The 16,845-nt window shown below is 71.9% G+C and carries 15 protein-coding genes and 2 pseudogenes; 9 read left to right on the top strand and 8 right to left on the bottom strand.

The genetic code is table 11. The annotated features are described in order from the left end of the window. The first annotated feature begins 253 nt into the window (after window positions 1-253). Window positions 254-1,162, top strand: coding sequence for a 5'-3' exonuclease (locus tag RLT59_RS32250; protein WP_311307936.1), 909 nt, complete (start codon window positions 254-256; stop codon window positions 1,160-1,162). Window positions 1,163-1,227: 65 nt separating this feature from the next. After that, window positions 1,228-2,067, top strand: a complete 840-nt coding sequence (locus tag RLT59_RS32245) for a siderophore-interacting protein (RefSeq protein ID WP_311306666.1) — start codon at window positions 1,228-1,230, stop codon at window positions 2,065-2,067. Between the two features lie 86 nt (window positions 2,068-2,153). Here the strand turns inward: RLT59_RS32245 and RLT59_RS32240 are convergent, their stop codons facing one another. The 3 genes from RLT59_RS32240 to RLT59_RS32230 all read right to left on the bottom strand — a co-directional run bounded on the left by RLT59_RS32240 (window position 2,154) and on the right by RLT59_RS32230 (window position 4,812). Continuing rightward, entirely contained in the window at window positions 2,154-2,933 is a 780-nt protein-coding gene (locus RLT59_RS32240) for an ABC transporter permease (protein ID WP_311306665.1), read from the bottom strand. Next, window positions 2,930-3,931, bottom strand: coding sequence for an efflux ABC transporter ATPase subunit, DrrA-related (locus RLT59_RS32235; protein ID WP_311306664.1), 1,002 nt, complete (start codon window positions 3,929-3,931; stop codon window positions 2,930-2,932). The genes RLT59_RS32240 and RLT59_RS32235 overlap by 4 nt, the downstream gene beginning before the upstream one ends. 218 nt (window positions 3,932-4,149) lie before the next feature. Continuing rightward, complete coding sequence (locus tag RLT59_RS32230) at window positions 4,150-4,812, bottom strand: PadR family transcriptional regulator (protein WP_311306663.1); 663 nt, start codon at window positions 4,810-4,812, stop codon at window positions 4,150-4,152. A gap of 214 nt (window positions 4,813-5,026) precedes the next feature. Here RLT59_RS32230 and RLT59_RS32225 point away from each other — a divergent pair, with 214 nt between their 5' ends. Both RLT59_RS32225 and RLT59_RS32220 read left to right on the top strand, forming a co-directional pair. Continuing rightward, window positions 5,027-5,611: a sigma-70 family RNA polymerase sigma factor gene (locus tag RLT59_RS32225; RefSeq protein ID WP_311306662.1), complete on the top strand. Its 585-nt coding sequence runs from the start codon at window positions 5,027-5,029 to the stop codon at window positions 5,609-5,611. Then, entirely contained in the window at window positions 5,608-6,384 is a 777-nt protein-coding gene (locus tag RLT59_RS32220) for an anti-sigma factor (RefSeq protein ID WP_311306661.1), read from the top strand. Before RLT59_RS32225 ends, RLT59_RS32220 begins: the two co-directional genes overlap by 4 nt. Window positions 6,385-6,643: 259 nt before the next feature. Here the strand turns inward: RLT59_RS32220 and RLT59_RS32215 are convergent, their stop codons facing one another. From RLT59_RS32215 to RLT59_RS32195, 5 genes and pseudogenes are all read right to left on the bottom strand, one after another. Continuing rightward, complete coding sequence (locus tag RLT59_RS32215; protein WP_311306660.1) at window positions 6,644-7,447, bottom strand: DUF1295 domain-containing protein; 804 nt, start codon at window positions 7,445-7,447, stop codon at window positions 6,644-6,646. Then, on the bottom strand, window positions 7,444-8,811 hold the full coding sequence (locus RLT59_RS32210; RefSeq protein WP_311307935.1) for a class I SAM-dependent methyltransferase: 1,368 nt from the start codon (window positions 8,809-8,811) through the stop codon (window positions 7,444-7,446). Before RLT59_RS32210 ends, RLT59_RS32215 begins: the two co-directional genes overlap by 4 nt. After that, the gene (locus tag RLT59_RS32205; RefSeq protein ID WP_399127013.1) at window positions 8,811-10,058 is read right to left on the bottom strand and encodes a class I SAM-dependent methyltransferase; all 1,248 of its coding nucleotides are present in this window, start codon (window positions 10,056-10,058) and stop codon (window positions 8,811-8,813) included. The genes RLT59_RS32210 and RLT59_RS32205 overlap by 1 nt, the downstream gene beginning before the upstream one ends. A gap of 116 nt (window positions 10,059-10,174) precedes the next feature. After that, a complete protein-coding gene (locus tag RLT59_RS32200; protein ID WP_311307933.1) occupies window positions 10,175-10,900 on the bottom strand; it encodes a DUF1365 domain-containing protein in 726 nt (241 codons plus the stop codon). Continuing rightward, window positions 10,894-12,167, bottom strand: a pseudogene (locus RLT59_RS32195) (NAD(P)/FAD-dependent oxidoreductase). Before RLT59_RS32195 ends, RLT59_RS32200 begins: the two are co-directional and overlap by 7 nt. Before the next feature lie 262 nt (window positions 12,168-12,429). On the opposite strand from RLT59_RS32195, the gene RLT59_RS32190 reads away from it, so the two are divergent. From RLT59_RS32190 to RLT59_RS32170, 5 genes and pseudogenes are all read left to right on the top strand, one after another. Continuing rightward, entirely contained in the window at window positions 12,430-13,968 is a 1,539-nt protein-coding gene (locus RLT59_RS32190; RefSeq protein ID WP_311307932.1) for a molybdopterin-dependent oxidoreductase, read from the top strand. Between the two features lie 118 nt (window positions 13,969-14,086). After that, window positions 14,087-14,581: pseudogene (locus RLT59_RS32185) on the top strand (fasciclin domain-containing protein); the annotation flags it as partial. A gap of 119 nt (window positions 14,582-14,700) precedes the next feature. Then, window positions 14,701-15,144: an SPW repeat protein gene (locus RLT59_RS32180; protein WP_185092542.1), complete on the top strand. Its 444-nt coding sequence runs from the start codon at window positions 14,701-14,703 to the stop codon at window positions 15,142-15,144. A 223-nt stretch (window positions 15,145-15,367) separates the two neighbouring features. Further along, entirely contained in the window at window positions 15,368-15,757 is a 390-nt protein-coding gene (locus RLT59_RS32175) for a hypothetical protein (RefSeq protein WP_311306659.1), read from the top strand. After that, entirely contained in the window at window positions 15,712-16,830 is a 1,119-nt protein-coding gene (locus RLT59_RS32170) for an FG-GAP and VCBS repeat-containing protein (RefSeq protein ID WP_311306658.1), read from the top strand. The genes RLT59_RS32175 and RLT59_RS32170 overlap by 46 nt, the downstream gene beginning before the upstream one ends. The last annotated feature ends 15 nt before the right edge of the window (window positions 16,831-16,845 follow it).

Genomic DNA, 16,845 nt, shown 5'->3' with positions numbered 1-16,845 from the left:
CTCACGCGTTGAACCGGAAACGGTCTGCCACCCCCTCCGGCAGACCGTGGAGCGCGCGGATTCGGTCCGCATGGCACGTGCACTAGTTGAAAATGCGACGTAGTCCGCTCCAATGCCGCGCCTGCCCCCGCTTACACAAGCCAAACACGAGAGTGACCCAGCTCACACAGAAGCGGCTCGGGATCGGGAACCGCGTCCTCCGCGGCCACTGTCAGCGGGGTGCGGCATCATCAGGGGGGTGACGCGACGCCTGATGCTCCTCGACACCGCTTCCCTCTACTACCGCGCCTACTTCGGGGTCCCCGACTCGGTGCGCGCACCGGACGGCACCCCGGTGAACGCCGTGCGCGGACTGCTCGATTTCATCGGCCGGCTCGTGCAGGACCACCGGCCGGACGATCTGGTCGCCTGCTGGGACGCGGACTGGCGGCCCCAGTGGCGGGTCGACCTCATCCCGTCGTACAAGGCGCACCGCGTCGCGGTGGAGACCGGCACGGGGCTGCCCGACGAGGAGGAGACGCCCGACACGCTGGCCCCGCAGGTGCCGGTCATCGAGGACGTGCTCGACGCCCTGGGGATCGCCCGGGTCGGCGCAGCGGGGTACGAGGCGGACGATGTGATCGGCACGCTGACCGGCCTGGCGGCCGGCCCGGTGGACATCGTCACGGGCGACCGGGACCTCTACCAGCTGGTGGACGACGCCCGCGGGGTGCGGGTGCTCTACCCGCTGAAGGGCGTCGGCTCGCTCCAGGTGACGGACGAGAGCTGGCTGCGCGAGAGGTACGGGGTGGACGGCTCCGGCTACGTGGATCTGGCGCTGCTGCGCGGCGACCCGAGCGACGGGCTGCCCGGCGTGCCCGGCATCGGCGAGAAGACGGCCGCCAAGCTGCTGGACGCCTTCGGTGACCTCGCCGGAATCATGGCGGCGGTCGACGACCCGGCCGCGAAGCTGACGCCCTCGCAGCGCAAGCGGCTCGACGAGGCCCGCGACTACCTGGCCGTCGCGCCGACGGTGGTACGGGTCGCCGGCGATGTCCCGCTCCCGGAGTTCGACCCCGCGCTGCCCGCGGAGCCGCTCGACCCGGCGGCCCTCGAAGCGCTCGCGGAGCGGTGGGGGCTGGGCGGCGCCCTGCAACGGCTGCTCTTCTCGCTCCGGAACTGAGATGTTAGGTTAAGTTAGGTAACCCTAAATCGATGGTCCTGGCAGACCTAACAGGGAGAATTTCTGTGGCAGAACGACCGGCGCGGCAGGCCCCCACGGCGCAGGGTGCGCAGGTCCTGCGCACCGAGCAGATCACCCCGCACATGATCCGGGTGGTGCTCGGCGGTGACGGTCTCGCGGACTTCGCGCTCTCCGGTTACAGCGATCACTACGTCAAGCTCTGCTTCGCCCCCGAGGGCGCCGACTACGCGCACCCCTTCGACATCGCCCGCATCCGCGAGGAGTTCCCGCGCGAGCTGTGGCCCACCACCCGTACGTACACGGTGCGCTCCTGGGACCCGGCCGCCCGGGAACTGGCCATCGACTTCGTGGTGCACGGCGACGAGGGCCTGGCGGGCCCGTGGGCGGCCCGCGCCAAGGCCGGTGACCAGGTGACGTTCCTGGGGCCGGGCGGCGGTTACGGCCCGGACGCCTCGGCCGGCTGGCACCTCCTGGCGGGCGACGAGAGCGCGCTGCCGGCGATCGCCGCGGCGCTGGAGCAGATGCCCGCGGACGCCGTGGTGCGCGCCTTCATCGAGGTCGCGGACGCCGCGGAGGAGCAGAAGATCACCGCACCCGACGGCGCCGAGGTGACCTGGCTGCACCGGGGCGACCGCCCGGTCGGTGAGGCGCTCACCGCCGCCGTGAGGGAGCTGGAGTTCCCGGCGGGCGAGGTACAGGCGTTCGTCCACGGCGAGGCCGGCTTCGTCAAGGACATCCGCCGCCACCTGCGGCTGGACCGGGGCATCCCGCTGCCCCAGCTGTCGATCTCCGGCTACTGGCGGCTGGGGCAGAACGACGATGCCTGGCGCTCGGTCAAGCGCGAGTGGAACGCACAGGTGGAACGCGAGGAGAGCGCCGCGTAGGTGGCCTCCGCGCCGACTCCCGGCTCTTGAGAATGGCTGTGCCCCGGTCCGTGGACCGGGGCACAGCCATGAGCGGGGCCGCCGGGTCAGACCGACTTCTGGTACGAGCGGAAGGTCCGGGTCGACAGCCACACCGCGACCGCGGCGAGCACCAGCAGCGCTCCCCCTCGGCTGAGCACCAGCCACCGGTCCGGCTCCGCGCTCAGCGCCGAGCGGCCCGCCACCATCGCCCAGTTGACCGGGTTGAAGTCAGCGATGTGGCGCATCCACGACGGCATCTGGCTCGGGGCCATGAAGGAGGAGGACAGGAAGGTCAGCGGCAGCAGCAGGAACGTGTTGATGCCGATGATCGACTCCCGCTGGCGCACCAGCATGCCCAGGGCGTTGGAGAGCGCGCCGAAGACCGTGCCGAGCATGATCGAGGCGACGACCAGGACCAGCAGTCCGCCCACCCCGCCCGGATAGTCGGCGCCCGCCGCCAGGCCGAGCAGCACGATGACCACGGACTGCACGGCCGTACCGATGCCGTTCTGCACGACGTTGGCGTTCATCAGGGCGTTGCGGCTGACCGGTGTCGTGAGGAAGCGGTTGAGCGTGCCGCGCTCGATCGCCTCCAGGGTGCCCATGCCGGCCCACATGCTCGACCCCAGGGCGCTCATCACGACGATGCCGGGGATCAGGTAGTCCAGGTACGACGTGGTGCCGAAGCCGCCCAGTTCGACGACCTTCTTGAAGAGGTTGCCGAAGAGGAACAGCCAGATCACCGGCTGGATCAGCGAGATCACCAGGAAGACCGGCTGCCGCAGGATCGCGGTCAGCTGGCGCTGGGTCATGTACCAGGTCTGGGAGTGGGTCTGACCGCTCATCGGGCGCCTCCCGCGGCAACCGGGGCGTGGGCGCCGGGTGAACCGGCGGACTCCGCCTCGGAGAAGCGGCGCCCGGCGTGGCGCAGATAGACATCGTCGAGGGAGGGCCGGGCGACGGTGGCCGCGGCGACGGCGGAACCGGCCCGCTCCAGGGCCCTGAGCAGCAACGGGACGGCCGCCGCTCCGTCCTCGGCGCGGACGCTCACCCGGCGCCCCTCGTACCCGCCGGGCAGGCCGGCGAGCGCGGCATCGACGGCGTCGCGGTCCGTCTCGGCGCGCAGCTCCAGGTGGACGGCGTCGCCGCGCAGTTCGCCCTTGAGCTCATCGGGGGTGCCCTCCACGACGATCCGGCCCCGGTCGACGATCGCGACGCGTTCCGCGAGCCGGTCGGCCTCCTCCAGGTAGTGCGTGGTGAGCACGATGGTCAGGCCCTCCTCGCCGGCCAGCCGGGAGATCTCGTCCCACATCGCCGTGCGGGCCTCGGGGTCGAGGCCGGTCGTCGGCTCGTCGAGGAAGAGCACCTCGGGACGGTGGACCAGGCCGAGCGCCAAGTCGAGGCGGCGCTGCATCCCGCCCGAGTACCCCTTGACCTGGCGCCCGGCGGCGTCCGCGAGGCCGAAGCGGTCCAGCAGTTCGTCGGCCCGCCGCTGGACGGCGGCGCCCCGCATCCCGTACAGCCGGCCCTGGAGCAGCAGGTTCTCGCGGCCGGTGGCGACCGGGTCGGCGCCGGACTTCTGGGCGACCGCGCCGATGGCCCGGCGGACCCGGTCGGGGTGGCGCAGCACGTCGTGCCCGGCGACCGAGGCGTGGCCCGAGTCGGGGCGGGCGAGTGTGGTGAGGATCTTGACGGTGGTGGACTTCCCCGCGCCGTTGGGCCCGAGGAGCCCGAAGACGGCGCCGGACGGGACGGTGAGGTCCATGCCGTTCAGCGCGGTGACATCACCCGGGTAGGTCTTGATCAGCTGTCGCGCAGCTACGGCAGGCGCACGGGTGCTCATGACAGAGCCCTCCTGTGGTCGGCGGGGCACCCGGTTCTCCGGGTGCCCGGTACGCCGGTCCGTTCCGCGTGAGGAGTGCCGGACTATCCTGGGTGTGCCGCACCTCGATGGCCTGGCCCGCCTTCACGGCATGTCCGGTCCGGGGTTCGAGACCCCGGCAGGCGCTGCGCCAACAGCGCCTGCCGGGGTCTTCTCTCTGTGCTGCCCGTCCTCCCCCGTCACGCCTCGCGCGCGGGGTCGAGGACGATGTCCTGCTGGTCCATGTCCTTCCAGTCCTGGGGCACCTCGCCCGTCTCGTGAAACGACTTCCATTCCTCGATGCCGCTGATCGTGGCGTCATCGAGTTCCCTGCGGAAATTCCTGATCCATTCGAGCTGCGCCTCGATCATGTGGACCTGGTATTCGGTCTCCACGACGAAGACCCGCGGGAGTCTGCCGCCCAGTTGGGCGAGGACCCCCCGGAGCGCGGCGGCCTGCATCGCCTGGGCCTGCTCCCGGTCCGCCAGCAGCTCGGTCACCTCGTCCGGCGGCAGGACGGGAAGCAGTGACAGGGCCGTGTCGAAGGCGGGGAACTCCGCAGCCGGGACCGCGATCAGATCGGACAGCCAGTCCAGCATCTCGATCCGCCCGGCCTCCGTGATGCCGTAGAGCGTGCGCTCGGGGCGGTTGCCCTCCCGCTGTACGCCCGCGACCTCCACGTAACCGTGCTTCTCCAGGTTCTGGACCACGGTGTAGAGCGAGCCGAAATTGATCTTGACGCTGTGCTGCTTGCCCCGGCGGCGCAGGGTCTGGGCGATCTCGTACGGGTGCATCGACCGCTCGGCGAGCAGCACCATCACCGTGAGTGCCAAAGGATTGCTGAGGTTGCGCCGCTTGGCCACCGCCCTCACCGCCGTTCGCTCGCCGTCGAATACTCGTCACCGAATATATCGTGAGTTCCCTGAACCCGTCAACCGCGATGTATCGCGAAACCGAGAAGGTAGGGAGGGCAGGGCGTGGAAGGATTCGCATCTTTCCCGTCCGCCGACCAATCCGCACCGCCACCGGCTCCGAATCAGTCGTGGAGACCGATGACCGTCCCGGGAGGAAGCCCGCGTGAAAGAAGCCGTGCACATCAGCGGACTGGCCTCGGCCGGACCCGACCTCCAGGAACTCCTGGGGATGGTCGCCAGAGGAGATCAGGACTCTTTCGCCCAGGTGTACGAAGCCATCTGCGGCCCGGTACTCGGGCTGGTGAGAAGCGTCCTGCGCGACCCCGCCCAGTCGGAGGAGGTCGCGCAGGAGGTGCTGGTGGAGGTGTGGCGCACCGCGCCCCGCTTCCAGGCGGCCCGCGGCAGCGCGATGAACTGGGTGCTGACGCTGGCCCATCACCGCGCGGTGGACCGGGTGCGCTCGGTGGAGGCGACGACGGCCCGTGAGCACAAGGCGGCGCTGCTCGACCGCACCCCCGCCTTCGACGACGTCACCGAACAGGTCGAGAGCCGGCTGGAGCGGGAGCAGGTCCGCCGCTGCATGCGGACGCTCTCGGAGCTGCAACGGGAATCCGTCACGCTGGCGTACTACCGGGGACTGACCTATCGCGAGGTCGGGGAGTTGCTGGCGGTACCGCTCGGAACGATCAAGACTCGACTGCGCGACGGGCTGATCCGGCTGCGCGACTGCCTCGGGGTGACCTCATGAGCAACGCCGGACTTCACACACTGACCGGGGCCTACGCCCTGCACGCGCTCCCGGAGACCGAGCGCCGGGAGTTCGAACGCCACCTGGGCGACTGCGAGGCCTGCTCCGTGGAAGTGCGGGAGCTCTCGGAGACCGCCACCCGGCTCGGCCTCGCCGTGTCGGCCACGCCCTCGCGGGATCTGCGCGAGCGCGTACTGCGGGAGATCACGACCGTACGGCAGGAGCCGCCGTCCAGCCGTCACCGCGCCCGCTCCGGCAGTACGGCGGGGCGGAACGGCGCAGCCATGGCCGGGCGGTGGTCGAAGTTCGCGCTGGCCGCGTGCCTGGCCGCGGCGGCGGGCCTCGGCGGCGTCGCCGTCTGGCAGAACCAGGAGGCACAGGACGCCCGGTCCGAAGCCCGTGCCGGCGAGCAGCGGAGCGCGCGGGTTGCCGAGATCATCTCGGCGCCCGACGCCCGGACCGATTCGGTCACGCTGAGCGACGGCGCGAAGGGCGCCGTGGTCGTCTCCAGGAGCCAGGACCGGGCCGTGTTCCTGGCCTCGGGGCTGGCGGAGGCTCCCGGCGGCAAGGTCTACCAGCTCTGGTTCGAGGACCACGGCACGATGCGCTCGGCGGGGCTGATGCAGGCGACCGGCCCCTCCTCGACGACGTACGCGACGCTGCTCGACGGGCCGGTGGACGGCGCGACCGGGATGGGCGTCACGGTCGAGCCCGCGGGCGGCTCGGAGCAGCCGACCTCCACCCCGCTGGCGCTGATGAAGCTGCCGGCCTGAGACGGTGGCCCGGCGGCCGGCCGGAACAGAGCGTTCCGGCCGGCTGCGGGCCGCATGAGCCGCGCCACGACGGGAACATGTCGTGAGCGGGACCGCCAACCGCCACGCGGCGCGGGTCCCGCTCCCGGACGTGGTGGTCTCCGTACTCGCCCGGGTCGGGTCGTCCCGGCGGGCCGTGGCCACTTCGCGGTGCTCACCCCGTACCTCCGCCGTTGGGAGGCGATGGAGGTACGGGGCCCACTGCACCGCACCAGGTGGCCTACCCGCGTGGCGGCCGGGGGAAGAAGCCGCTGGTCCTGGCGGTGTACTCGGCGAAGCCGGGGCGCTCGGCCATATGCCGTTCCAGCAGGGCCTTTCCGCTGCCGCCGATGAGCAGGAAGCTCATCAGCACGGGCGCCACGACGGTGGCCGCGGCCGCGGCAGGCGCCTCACAGACCATCAGGAACAGCCCCCACCACACGCAGAAGTCACCGAAGTAGTTCGGATGCCGCGTCCACGACCACAGCCCCCGGTCCATGATCCGCCCCCGGTTGGCCGGATCCGCCTTGAACCGGGCCAGCTGGTGGTCCCCCACCGCCTCGAAGCCGAGCCCGACCGCCCAGAGCGCGGTCCCCGCCCAGACCAGGACACCGGCCGGCCCCCGCACGTACCCGGCCGCCTGCACCGGCAGCGAGATCAGCCAGACCAGCGCCCCCTGGAGCAGATACACCTTCCGCAGGGCGTAGAGCGCCGGGCTGCCCGGCGCTCTGGCCAGCATCTTCTCGTAGCGCGGGTCCTCCCCGTGGCCGCGCCCCCGGCGGGCGATGTGCCAGGCGAGCCGCAGCCCCCAGACCGCCGTCGCCGCGGTGACCAGCAGCCGCCGGGTGCCGTCCCCGCCGCCGCCCGCCGACATGGCGTACGAGACCAGCGCGACGGCGGTGAAGCCCAGGCCCCACGCGATGTCCACGACACGGTGCACGCCCTTGCGCAGCGCGACGGCGAAGGTGGCGAGCATGACGGCGAGGGCGGCGCCCGCGGCGGGCGCGAGGCCCTGCGCGAACGCCGCCCATCCGAAGCCGTTCATCCGGTGGCCCCGACCGTCATGCCGTCGCGGGCGGACGGTACCGCCGCCGGATCCGCGTACCAGCCCCGCCGGGTGGCGGGCATCCCGGCCGTTCCGGTCTCCTCCGGCCGTACGGAGAGGATCTGGTCGACGCCCATCCGCCGTTCCTCGAAGACGAGGGAGCCACCGGCCAGGTAGAGCCGCCACACCCGTACGGTCTCCTCACCGACCAGGTCCGTGAACTCCTTCCGCTTCCGCTCCAGGGTCTCCCGCCACGCGTCGACGGTCCGTACGTAGTGCTCGCGCAGCCCCTCGACGTCCCGTACTTCGAGTCCGGCGCCCTCCAGCAGCGCGACCGTCTCACCGAGCGGGCGCATGTGCATGTCGGGCGCGATGTACGACTCGATGAACGCGCCGCCGCCCGCGGCGTCGCGGCCCCGGGACATCTGCTGGACCAGCACCCGGCCGCGCGGGCGGACCATGGCGTGCAGCATGGCGGTGAAGGCAGGGTACTCGGCGTCACCGACGTGCTCGCCCATCTCGATCGTGGACACCGCGTCGTATCCGCCCTCGTGGCCCGGTGCCCGGCCGATGTCCCGGTAGTCGCAGCAGCGGACCTCGACCAGGTCCTCCAGGCCCCGCGCCGCCACCTGCGCGCGGACGTGGGCGGCCTGTTCCTTGGCCAGGGTGACGGCGGTGACACGGACGCCGTGCCGCTGGGCCGCGTACAGGGTCAGCGATCCCCAGCCGCAACCGATGTCGAGCAGCCGCGTCCCGGGGCGCAGGTCCAGCTTCCGGCAGATGAGTTCGAGCTTGTCGTGCTGGGCGTCGACGGGTTCGTAGCCGGGTGCGTCACTGGTCCAGTAGCCGCAGGAGTAGGCCATCGTCTCGTCGAGGAGCAGGGCGTAGAAGTCGTTGGAGAGGTCGTAGTGGTGGCTGATCGCGGCCCGGTCCCGGGACTTGCTGTGCAGGACGCCGTGGAGTCCCGCGCGGGCGGCGGGGACCGGCGGCCGGGGCCCCACCGCGCCGAGCCGCAGCGCGGTGCCGGCGGCCCGCAGCCGGTCCCCGATACCGGGACGCGGCGGGCGCAGTCCGCGCTCGCGTACGGCATGGCGCATCGCCCACAGCCCCTCGGCCAGGTCTCCCTCGACCTCGACGTCACCGGTGATGTAGGCCTCGGCCAGGCCGAGTTCGCCCGGTTCCCAGAGAAGCCGGTGCAGCGCCCGCCGGGACCGGACGTGGACCAGGGGCCCGTCGGCGGCGCCGGTCTCGCTGCCGTCCCACATCCGCACCCTGACCGGGAGGGCGCCGCCGAGCAGCTGCTCGACGAGGGGTTCGAGGCACTGGGCGGCGCCGGTCGTTTCCCGTTTGCCGGTAAAAGTCATCACGCCGTTTCCTGACGGGTCAGCAGCAGTTGCCGCACATGGAGGTAGCCGGAGCGGAATCCCGCCTCGGAGTAGGCCAGACAGAAGGTCCACATGCGGCGGAAGGTCGCGTCGAAGCCGAGTGCGTCGACGTCCGCGGCCCGTTCGGTGAACCGTTCGCGCCACAGCCGCAGCGTCTCGGCGTAGTGGGTGCCGAAGTCGTCGCACCGGTCGATGCTCAGGCCGGTGTGTTCGGCCGTGACCTCCGTCACGGCCTCGACGGACGGCAGGAGTCCGCCGGGGAAGATGTACTTGTGGATCCAGGTGAAGGTGGTCCGGGAGGCGCGCATCCGGTCGTCCGGCATGGTGATGGCCTGGAGGGCGATGCGGCCGCCGGGGGCCAGCCGCTCCTCCAGGGTCCGGAAGTAGACCGGCCAGTACTCCGCGCCGACCGCCTCGATCATCTCGACGCTGACCACCGCGTCGTAACTGCCCTCGACGCTGCGGTAGTCGCAGAGCCTGACCTCGGCCCGGTCCGCGTACCCGGCCTCGCTGATCCTGCGGCGGGCCAGGTCCCGCTGTTCGGCGGAGAGCGTGACGGAGAGGACGCGGGCTCCGCGGGCGGCGGCCCGGATCGCCAGTTCTCCCCAGCCGGTGCCGATTTCGAGGAGTTCGGTGCCGGGTCCGACCCCGGCCAGGTCGAGCAGCCGGTCGATCTTGCGGTGCTGTGCGGCGGGCAGCGCCTCCGCGTCCGCGGGGAAGCTGCGGAAGACGGCGGACGAGTAGCTGAGGGTCTCGTCGAGGAAGAGCGCGAAGAGCTCGTTGGACAGGTCGTAGTGGTGGCTGATCTTGTCCCGGGCGCCTTCCGGGGTGCCGAGCTGTTCGGCGGGCCGGCGCCCTGTCCAGAGTCCGCGCAGTTTCTGGAGGGGCTGCGGGATCAGGGTGGAGACGTGCCCGGCGAGGACCGTGAGAACACTCACCGGGTCGGGCGAGTCCCACTCGCCCGCCATGTACGACTCCCCGAAGCCGATCAGGCCGTTCACGCCGATCCTGCGGAAGAAGGCGTCGGGGTCGCGGATGTCCATGAGGGGGCCGCCGAGGCCGATGTCCTCCTGTCCGGCGAGCCGGGCGCGGAGCGGGAGCCGGGCCAGTGCGTGGCGTACGAGCCACCGCGCGACGGCGGTCCGCGGCCGGGACGCGTGCGGCGGCCGGGCGACGTCCGGCCAGCGCTCCGGGTCGGCGTCCGGGACGTGCGCCGGGGACGGCACCACGGGTGACGGGGCGGTCGCCTGGGACGGCAGAACCGGTGCCGGGGCGTCCGCCGGGGGCGAGGTGGCCGGGGGCGACGCGGAGTGGGGCGACGGGGAGTGGGACGTGGACACGCTCACTGCATTCCTTCCTGAACGGTGTGGCGGGGACGGGCCCGCACGGGCAGTCCGCGCAGCAGGAGGCGGATTCCGTGCAGCCGGATGGCGATCGAGACGACCGCCGTGGACCAGGGGTGGCGCAGTGCCAGGCGGAGCAGTACGCGCGGGGTCACCGGGCGTCGTACGCCGCGCACGGTGGCGGTGAAGGGCCGCATCCTGGCCCGTTCCAGATGCACCGCCAGTTCGAGCCGGGGTCCGGGCTCCGGGAGCCGCATCCGGTAGGCGCCGTCGACGCCGAAGAACGGCGAGACGTAGAACTCCTTCTCGGTGGAGGCCCGTCCGGCGGCGTCGGGGCGCAGCAGGTAGCAGTGCCGTTCGCCGTAGGTGTTGTGCACCTCCGCGACCGTGCAGAGCGGGGTGCCGTCGGCGCGGCGGCACCAGTAGACGGTCAGCGGGTTGAAGACATGGCCGAACACCCGGGCCTGGGTGAGCATCCGCACGGTTCCGTCGGCGAGGTCGATGCCGTTCGCGGCCAGGAACCGGCTCAGGCCGGCCCGGATGGTGGGGGCCGTGCCGCCGAAGTGGTCGCGCGGGTCGAAGCGGGCCAGGACGCGCAGGGCGGCGGGCAGCGGCGGCGGTCCGTCCGGGTCGATCAGCCACAGGTAGGTGCGGTGGCGGAACGCGTAGGTGACGGGCGCGGACCGCGCATGGGCGATGGTGCACGGGTAGAGGGCGTTCACCAGTCCACCCCCAGGGCTCGGGCCGCGTCCGCCCCCGAGCGGCAGCCGTCCTCGTGGAATCCCCAGCCGTGGTACGCCCCCGCGTAGGCGGTGCGCGGTCCTGACAGGGCGGCAGCCGGGCCTGCGCCGCGACCGACTCCGGGGTGTAGACGGGGTGTTCGTACACCATGCGGGCGCGGACCAGTCCGGGGGCGACCCGGTCCGCGCCGTTCAGCGTGACGACGAAGGTCTCGGGGGCGTCGAGCCGCTGGAGCCGGTTCATGTCGTAGCTGACGGTGACGTGGTCGGGGCTCGCGGTACAGGACGGCATCAGGTAGTTCCAGGAGGCACGGGCCCCTCTGGCGCTCGGCAGCAGCCGGGTATCGGTGTGCAGGAGGGTCGGGTTGCGGGAGCAGCGGAACGCGCCGAGGGTGCCGCGCTCCTCGTCCGTGGGGTCTGCGAGCAGGCGCAGCGCCTGGTCGGGGTGGGTGGCGATGACGACGGAGTCGAACCGCTCCGTGGTGTCGTCGGCGGTGGTGATCTCCACGCCGTCGGGGTGCCGGCGCACCGCACGGACCGGGGTCGAGGTGCGGACGGTGCCGAGCTCCTTGGCGACCCGTTCGACGTAGGCGCCCGATCCGCCGGTCACGGTCCGCCACACCGGGGAGCCGGTCACCGAGAGCAGCCCGTGGTGGTCGAGGAAGCGGAAGAGGTAGCGGGCCGGGTACCGCATCGCGGTCACCGGGTCGCAGGACCAGACGGCGGAGACGAGCGGGGTCAGGAAGTGGGCCGTGAAGTACGGCGAGAAGCGGCCGAGGGCGGCGAACTCGCCCAGCGTCATGGTGTCCGCGCCGGGTCCGCCGTCCGCCAGCAGGCGCCGGGCGGACCGGTGGAAGCGGGGCACCGCCGCCAGCATCCGCAGATACACCGGATCGCGGGCCGCCCCCGGCCGGGCGAAGAGGCCCGCCGCGCCCCGGGCGCCCGCGTACTCCAGTGCGCAGCCCTCGCACCGCACGGACATGCTCATCTCCGACTCCTGCGTGGCGACGCCGAGTTCCGCGAAGAGCCGCAGGAGGTGCGGGTAGGTGCGCCGGTTGTGCACGATGAACCCGGAGTCCACCCGGTGAACGCGGCCGTCCGACGCGGGCAGTTCATGGGTGTGCGCGTGGCCGCCCACCCGGCCGTCCGCCTCGAACAGCGTCACGTCGTGGGCCGTGCGCAGGATGTGGGCGGCCATCAGTCCGGCCACCCCGCTGCCCACCACGGCTGTCCGTCGCCGCATCCCTGTCATACCGCTCCCTGCGAGCACCGGCGCCACTCGTCCCTCCTTCTGTTTCCGGGGCAGCGGCGGATGCCTCTCGCGTGTGATTCGTTGCAGGTGGCACCACGGATTGGCGGTGATCCGCTCTCATCCATTCGGGTGAGGGACCAATCCGCCGGGCGACCGGCACCGAATCCCCGGTGTGAGCGAAGATCAGAACGATGCGCAGGACGGGGCCCGTGGGTCCCGGCGATCCCGCTGGGCGCGAGCCGCTCTCGCCGCGCTCAGCGGTCTGATCGCCGGGTTCAGCGCCCTGGCCGTCGCCGAGCTGGCAGCGGCGGCGGTCCGTCCGGAGGCGGGGCCGGTCACGGCGGTGGGCGGGGCGGTCATCGACCGCACTCCCCCGGCCCTGAAGGACTTCGCCGTCCGGAATTTCGGCACCAACGACAAGCTGGTCCTGGAGCTGGGAATCCTGGTTCTGCTGGCGGGCTTCGCCGTGGTGGTCGGAGTGCTGGCGCTGCGGCACCGGCTCACCGGCTCGGCTGCCGTCCTGGTCTTCGGTGTGGTCGGGACAGTCGCGGCGGTGGGGCGGCCCGAGGGGCAGCCGGCCGACGCACTGCCCTCTGTGGTGGGTGCCGTACTGGCCGCGGGGGTGCTGTACCTCCTGGTCGGACGGCTCGCCCTGGTTCCCGGTCCCTCCCCCGCGGCTGGCGGGAGGGGCGGGGGGCCGGCGCCTCGCACCTTCGACCGGCGGGGCTTCGTCATCGCGGCGAGCGCCGCGGCGGCGGCCTCCGCGGGCGCCGGGGTGCTGGGCCGCCGGCTCACCTCCGCCGTTCAGGCCGGGGCGACCGCCTCACGTCACGACCTGGTGCTGCCCGTGCCCGCCTCCGCGGCGCCGGCGGTACCGGCAGGCGCCGATCTGCGGATCCGGGGGCTGGGCTCGTTCATCACGCCGAACAAGGACTTCTACCGGGTGGACACGGCCCTGGTCGTCCCGCGCATCGACGCGAACGACTGGAAGCTGAGGATCCACGGCAAGGGCGTGAAGCGCCCGGTGGAGCTCACCTTCAAGGACCTGCTGCGCCGCGAGATCATCGAGCGCGACATCACCATGACCTGCGTGTCCAACGAGGTCGGCGGACCGTATGTCGGCAACGCCCGCTGGATCGGGGTGCGGCTGGCCGATCTGTTGTGCGAGGCGGGGGTGAAGCCGCCGTCCCGGGGCGGCCCCGCCGACCAGATCATCACGCGCTCGGTGGACGGCATGACCATCGGCACCCCGGTCGAGACGGTGATGGACGGCCGCGACGCGATGCTCGCCCTCGGTATGAACGGTGAGCCGCTGCCCTTCGAGCACGGCTTCCCGGTCCGGATGGTCGTTCCCGGCCTGTACGGATATGTGTCGGCCTGCAAGTGGATGAAGGACATCGAACTCACCACGTTCGACGACTACGACGCCTACTGGGTCAAGCGGACCTGGTCCCAGCAGGCCCCCATCAAGACCGAGTCCCGGATCGACACCCCCCGCCCGTTCGCCTCCCCGAAGCCCGGCACGATCCCGGTGGCCGGAGTCGCCTGGGCTCAGCACCGCGGGATCTCGCGGGTCGAGGTCCGGGTGGACGGCGGGCCGTGGCACTCCGCGCGGCTGGCCGCGGAGGACAGCCGGGACACCTGGCGCCAGTGGGTGTGGGAGTGGCCGGCCACCTCCGGCAACCACACCCTCGAAGTCCGCGCGACGGACCGTACCGGCGTCACCCAGACCGACAAGCGGGTCGGCACGGTGCCCAACGGGGCGACCGGCTGGCACTCGGTGGTGGTCGACGTGTCCTGAGCGGACGCCCCCGCCCCATCGCCCGTCTTCCGCGCGGAGCACGGCCATGGGCTCACACACTCCCCCTTACTCACTAGACGTAATCAACCAGTTACCAGAACCGACCCAGGAGAACATCATGAACGCCCTCCACATCCGCCGCGCCGCCGCCGTGTCCGCGGCAGCGGTACTCCCGCTCGCCCTGACCGCCTGTTCCAGCGACTCCAAGGACAGCGCCTCCGGCTCCACCGCCAGCTCCGCGAAGGCCTCGGCCCCCGCCTCCGCCGGCGACTCGATGGACATGGACAAGCCCTTCGGTCCCGGCTGCGCCTCCGTGCCGAAGAGCGGCTCGGGCTCCTTCGACGGCATGGCGAAGGACCCGGTCGCCACGGCCGCCTCCCACAACCCGGCACTCTCCACCCTCGTCACCGCCGTGAAGAAGGCCGGGCTGGTCGACACCCTGAACAACGCACAGAACATCACGGTGTTCGCCCCGACCAACGACGCCTTCGCCAAGGTCCCGAAGGCCGACCTGGACAAGCTGCTGGCCGACAAGGCCGAGCTGACCAAGGTGCTCACCTACCACGTGGTGGGCGAGAAGCTGGCGCCGAACGACGCGCGCCGTCGCGATTCCCGACGAAATTCGGCTGCCTGGAAACTACATATAAGGAACAAATAAGAGCAGAATGGCATAGCAGGCCGCTCATCGCACAAGGCGCTCACTGGCCTGCGGGAGCGAAGGAGACGAACCTCATGTCAAACGTCTCGCACGCCGGCCATGACCTGGCCGGACACCCCGACGCCTCCGAAATGCGCGATCGTTACGCCCGGGTGATGGGTGGTCGCGATGTGGCACTCGTGGACGGACCGGTGTTCCTGGTCGGCCTGTACTGCGCCATCTCGCCCTGGGTGCTGCACTTCACGACGAGCCAGACCACCCTGGTGAACCACAACCTGATCATGGGAATCGCGATCGCCGTGCTGGGTCTCGGGTTCACCGTGATGCCGCAAAGGATGTATGGCCTGAGCTGGGCCATCTGCGCCATGGGCGCATGGATGATCATCTCGCCATGGGTGGTGGGCAGCAGCCCGGACATGGGCGTCGTACTCAACAACGTCATCATCGGCGGCCTGACGGTCCTGCTCGGGCTGGTCTGCGCGGGGGCGTCGCTGAGGAGCAGCCGGGGCCGGTCGTAGAACGCGCCCCCGGGTTGTGACGGCCCGCAGCGCGGATCGCCCCACGGTGCGGGCGTCCGCGTGCCCGGAGTGTGACGCGCGGCCCCCACCCTCTTCCGCCGTTCGTCACGACGACCGCAACTATTCATCGCCCTCACGGGTCTTGTGGGTTGACGGCGGCTACCGGCGGCCCCTCGGGCAGCCGGTGGCGGCATGCGCGAAGTACCGGGACGGGAGTGGGCACATGGCACGGCATCTGATGGCGTGTACGGCTCTGGCGACAGCGGTGGCGGCGGAGGCTCTGGTGGCACCGGCCGCCTTCGCGACGCCGGTCCACGGGGCGACGGCGGCGTCGAGAACCCAGCAGAAGGCGGCCGCTCCCGCGCCGGGCGACGTGGACGGCGACGGCTTCGGCGACCTCGCCGCAGGCGCCCCGGAGGGCACCATCAAGGGTTATGCGAAGGCGGGTTACGTCTCCCTGGTCCAGGGTACGGACCAGGGCGTACGGGTCACCCGGCACAAGGGCATCACTCAGGACACGGCCGGAATTCCCGGCAACCGGAGGCCGGTGACCGGTTCGGCTCCTCCGTGGCCACGGGCGACGTGGACGGCGACGGGTACACCGACCTGGTGATCGGTTCCGGCGGCGAGGCCATCGGGACAGTGGCCGGCGCGGGCGCCGTCACCGTCGTCTTCGGCGCCAGGGGCGGACTGGGCAGCGACGCCATCGCCTTCCACAACCCGAAGCCCTCCGCACGTGAGGGCTTCGGCGACAACCTGACGGTCGGGGACTTCAACCACGACGGCCGGGACGACATCGCGGTCGCCACCGGCACGAAGGTCGACGTCGTACGCGGGGCGAGCGATCTGCGGGACATCGACGAACCGGCGATGACCGCGTACGCCCCGCCCGGCGGCGGCGCCGGAACGGGACCGATCTCCTCCGGCGACATCAACGGCGACGGCTTCACGGACCTGGTCACACAGGCCTACTTCGACGACGGGGCTGACGAAGGAACCCTGGGCGTGCTGCCGGGCTCTGCGCAGGGCCTCAAGACGCAGCCGATCGGCAGGACCGGGCTGCCCTTCACCGGCTACAGCGTCGTGACCGGTGACATCACGGGCGACGGCCGGGACGACGTGGTCGTGGACACCGACGGTTCCGACGGCCCCGACGAGTTCCTGCTGCGCATGTTTGCGGGCACCGCCGCCGGGCTGGGCGCGGGGGTGCCCTACGGCGGCGCGGTGGAACCGGGCACCGCGGGCGTCCTGGCGGACACCGACGGCGACGGGCACGCCGACCTGGTGACCGCCGTGGTCGGTGAGCCGGACTCCGACGGCATCCAGAACGCGGGCGCGCTGACCGTCGTACCAGGGGCGACGACCGGGCTGGACGCGTCCCGCGCCCGGAAGCTGACCCTGGACTCCCCGGGGGTGATGGGCGTGATGGGCGTGATGGGCGTGATGGAGGGCAACGACCAGTTCGGCCGCTCCGTGACGGCCGGGGACTTCGACGCGGACGGGCGCGCGGACCTGGCGGTCGGCGCGCCGGGGAAGTACCTGGCGACGGGAGCGGTGAGCGTCATCCCCGGTTCGAGGACGGGGCCGACCGGGACAGGCTCGATCCTCTTCACCCCGGAGTCGCTGGGCCACCCGGTCGCGAAGGCCCGCTTCGGCTCAGCCGTCGGCGCCCGGACCGCCGACTGAGGACCACCGGCCCCC

The sequence above is a fragment of the Streptomyces sp. ITFR-6 genome (genome assembly GCF_031844725.1).
Classification (GTDB): Bacteria; Actinomycetota; Actinomycetes; order Streptomycetales; family Streptomycetaceae; genus Streptomyces.
This window is presented reverse-complemented; position numbering and strand designations above follow the sequence as displayed.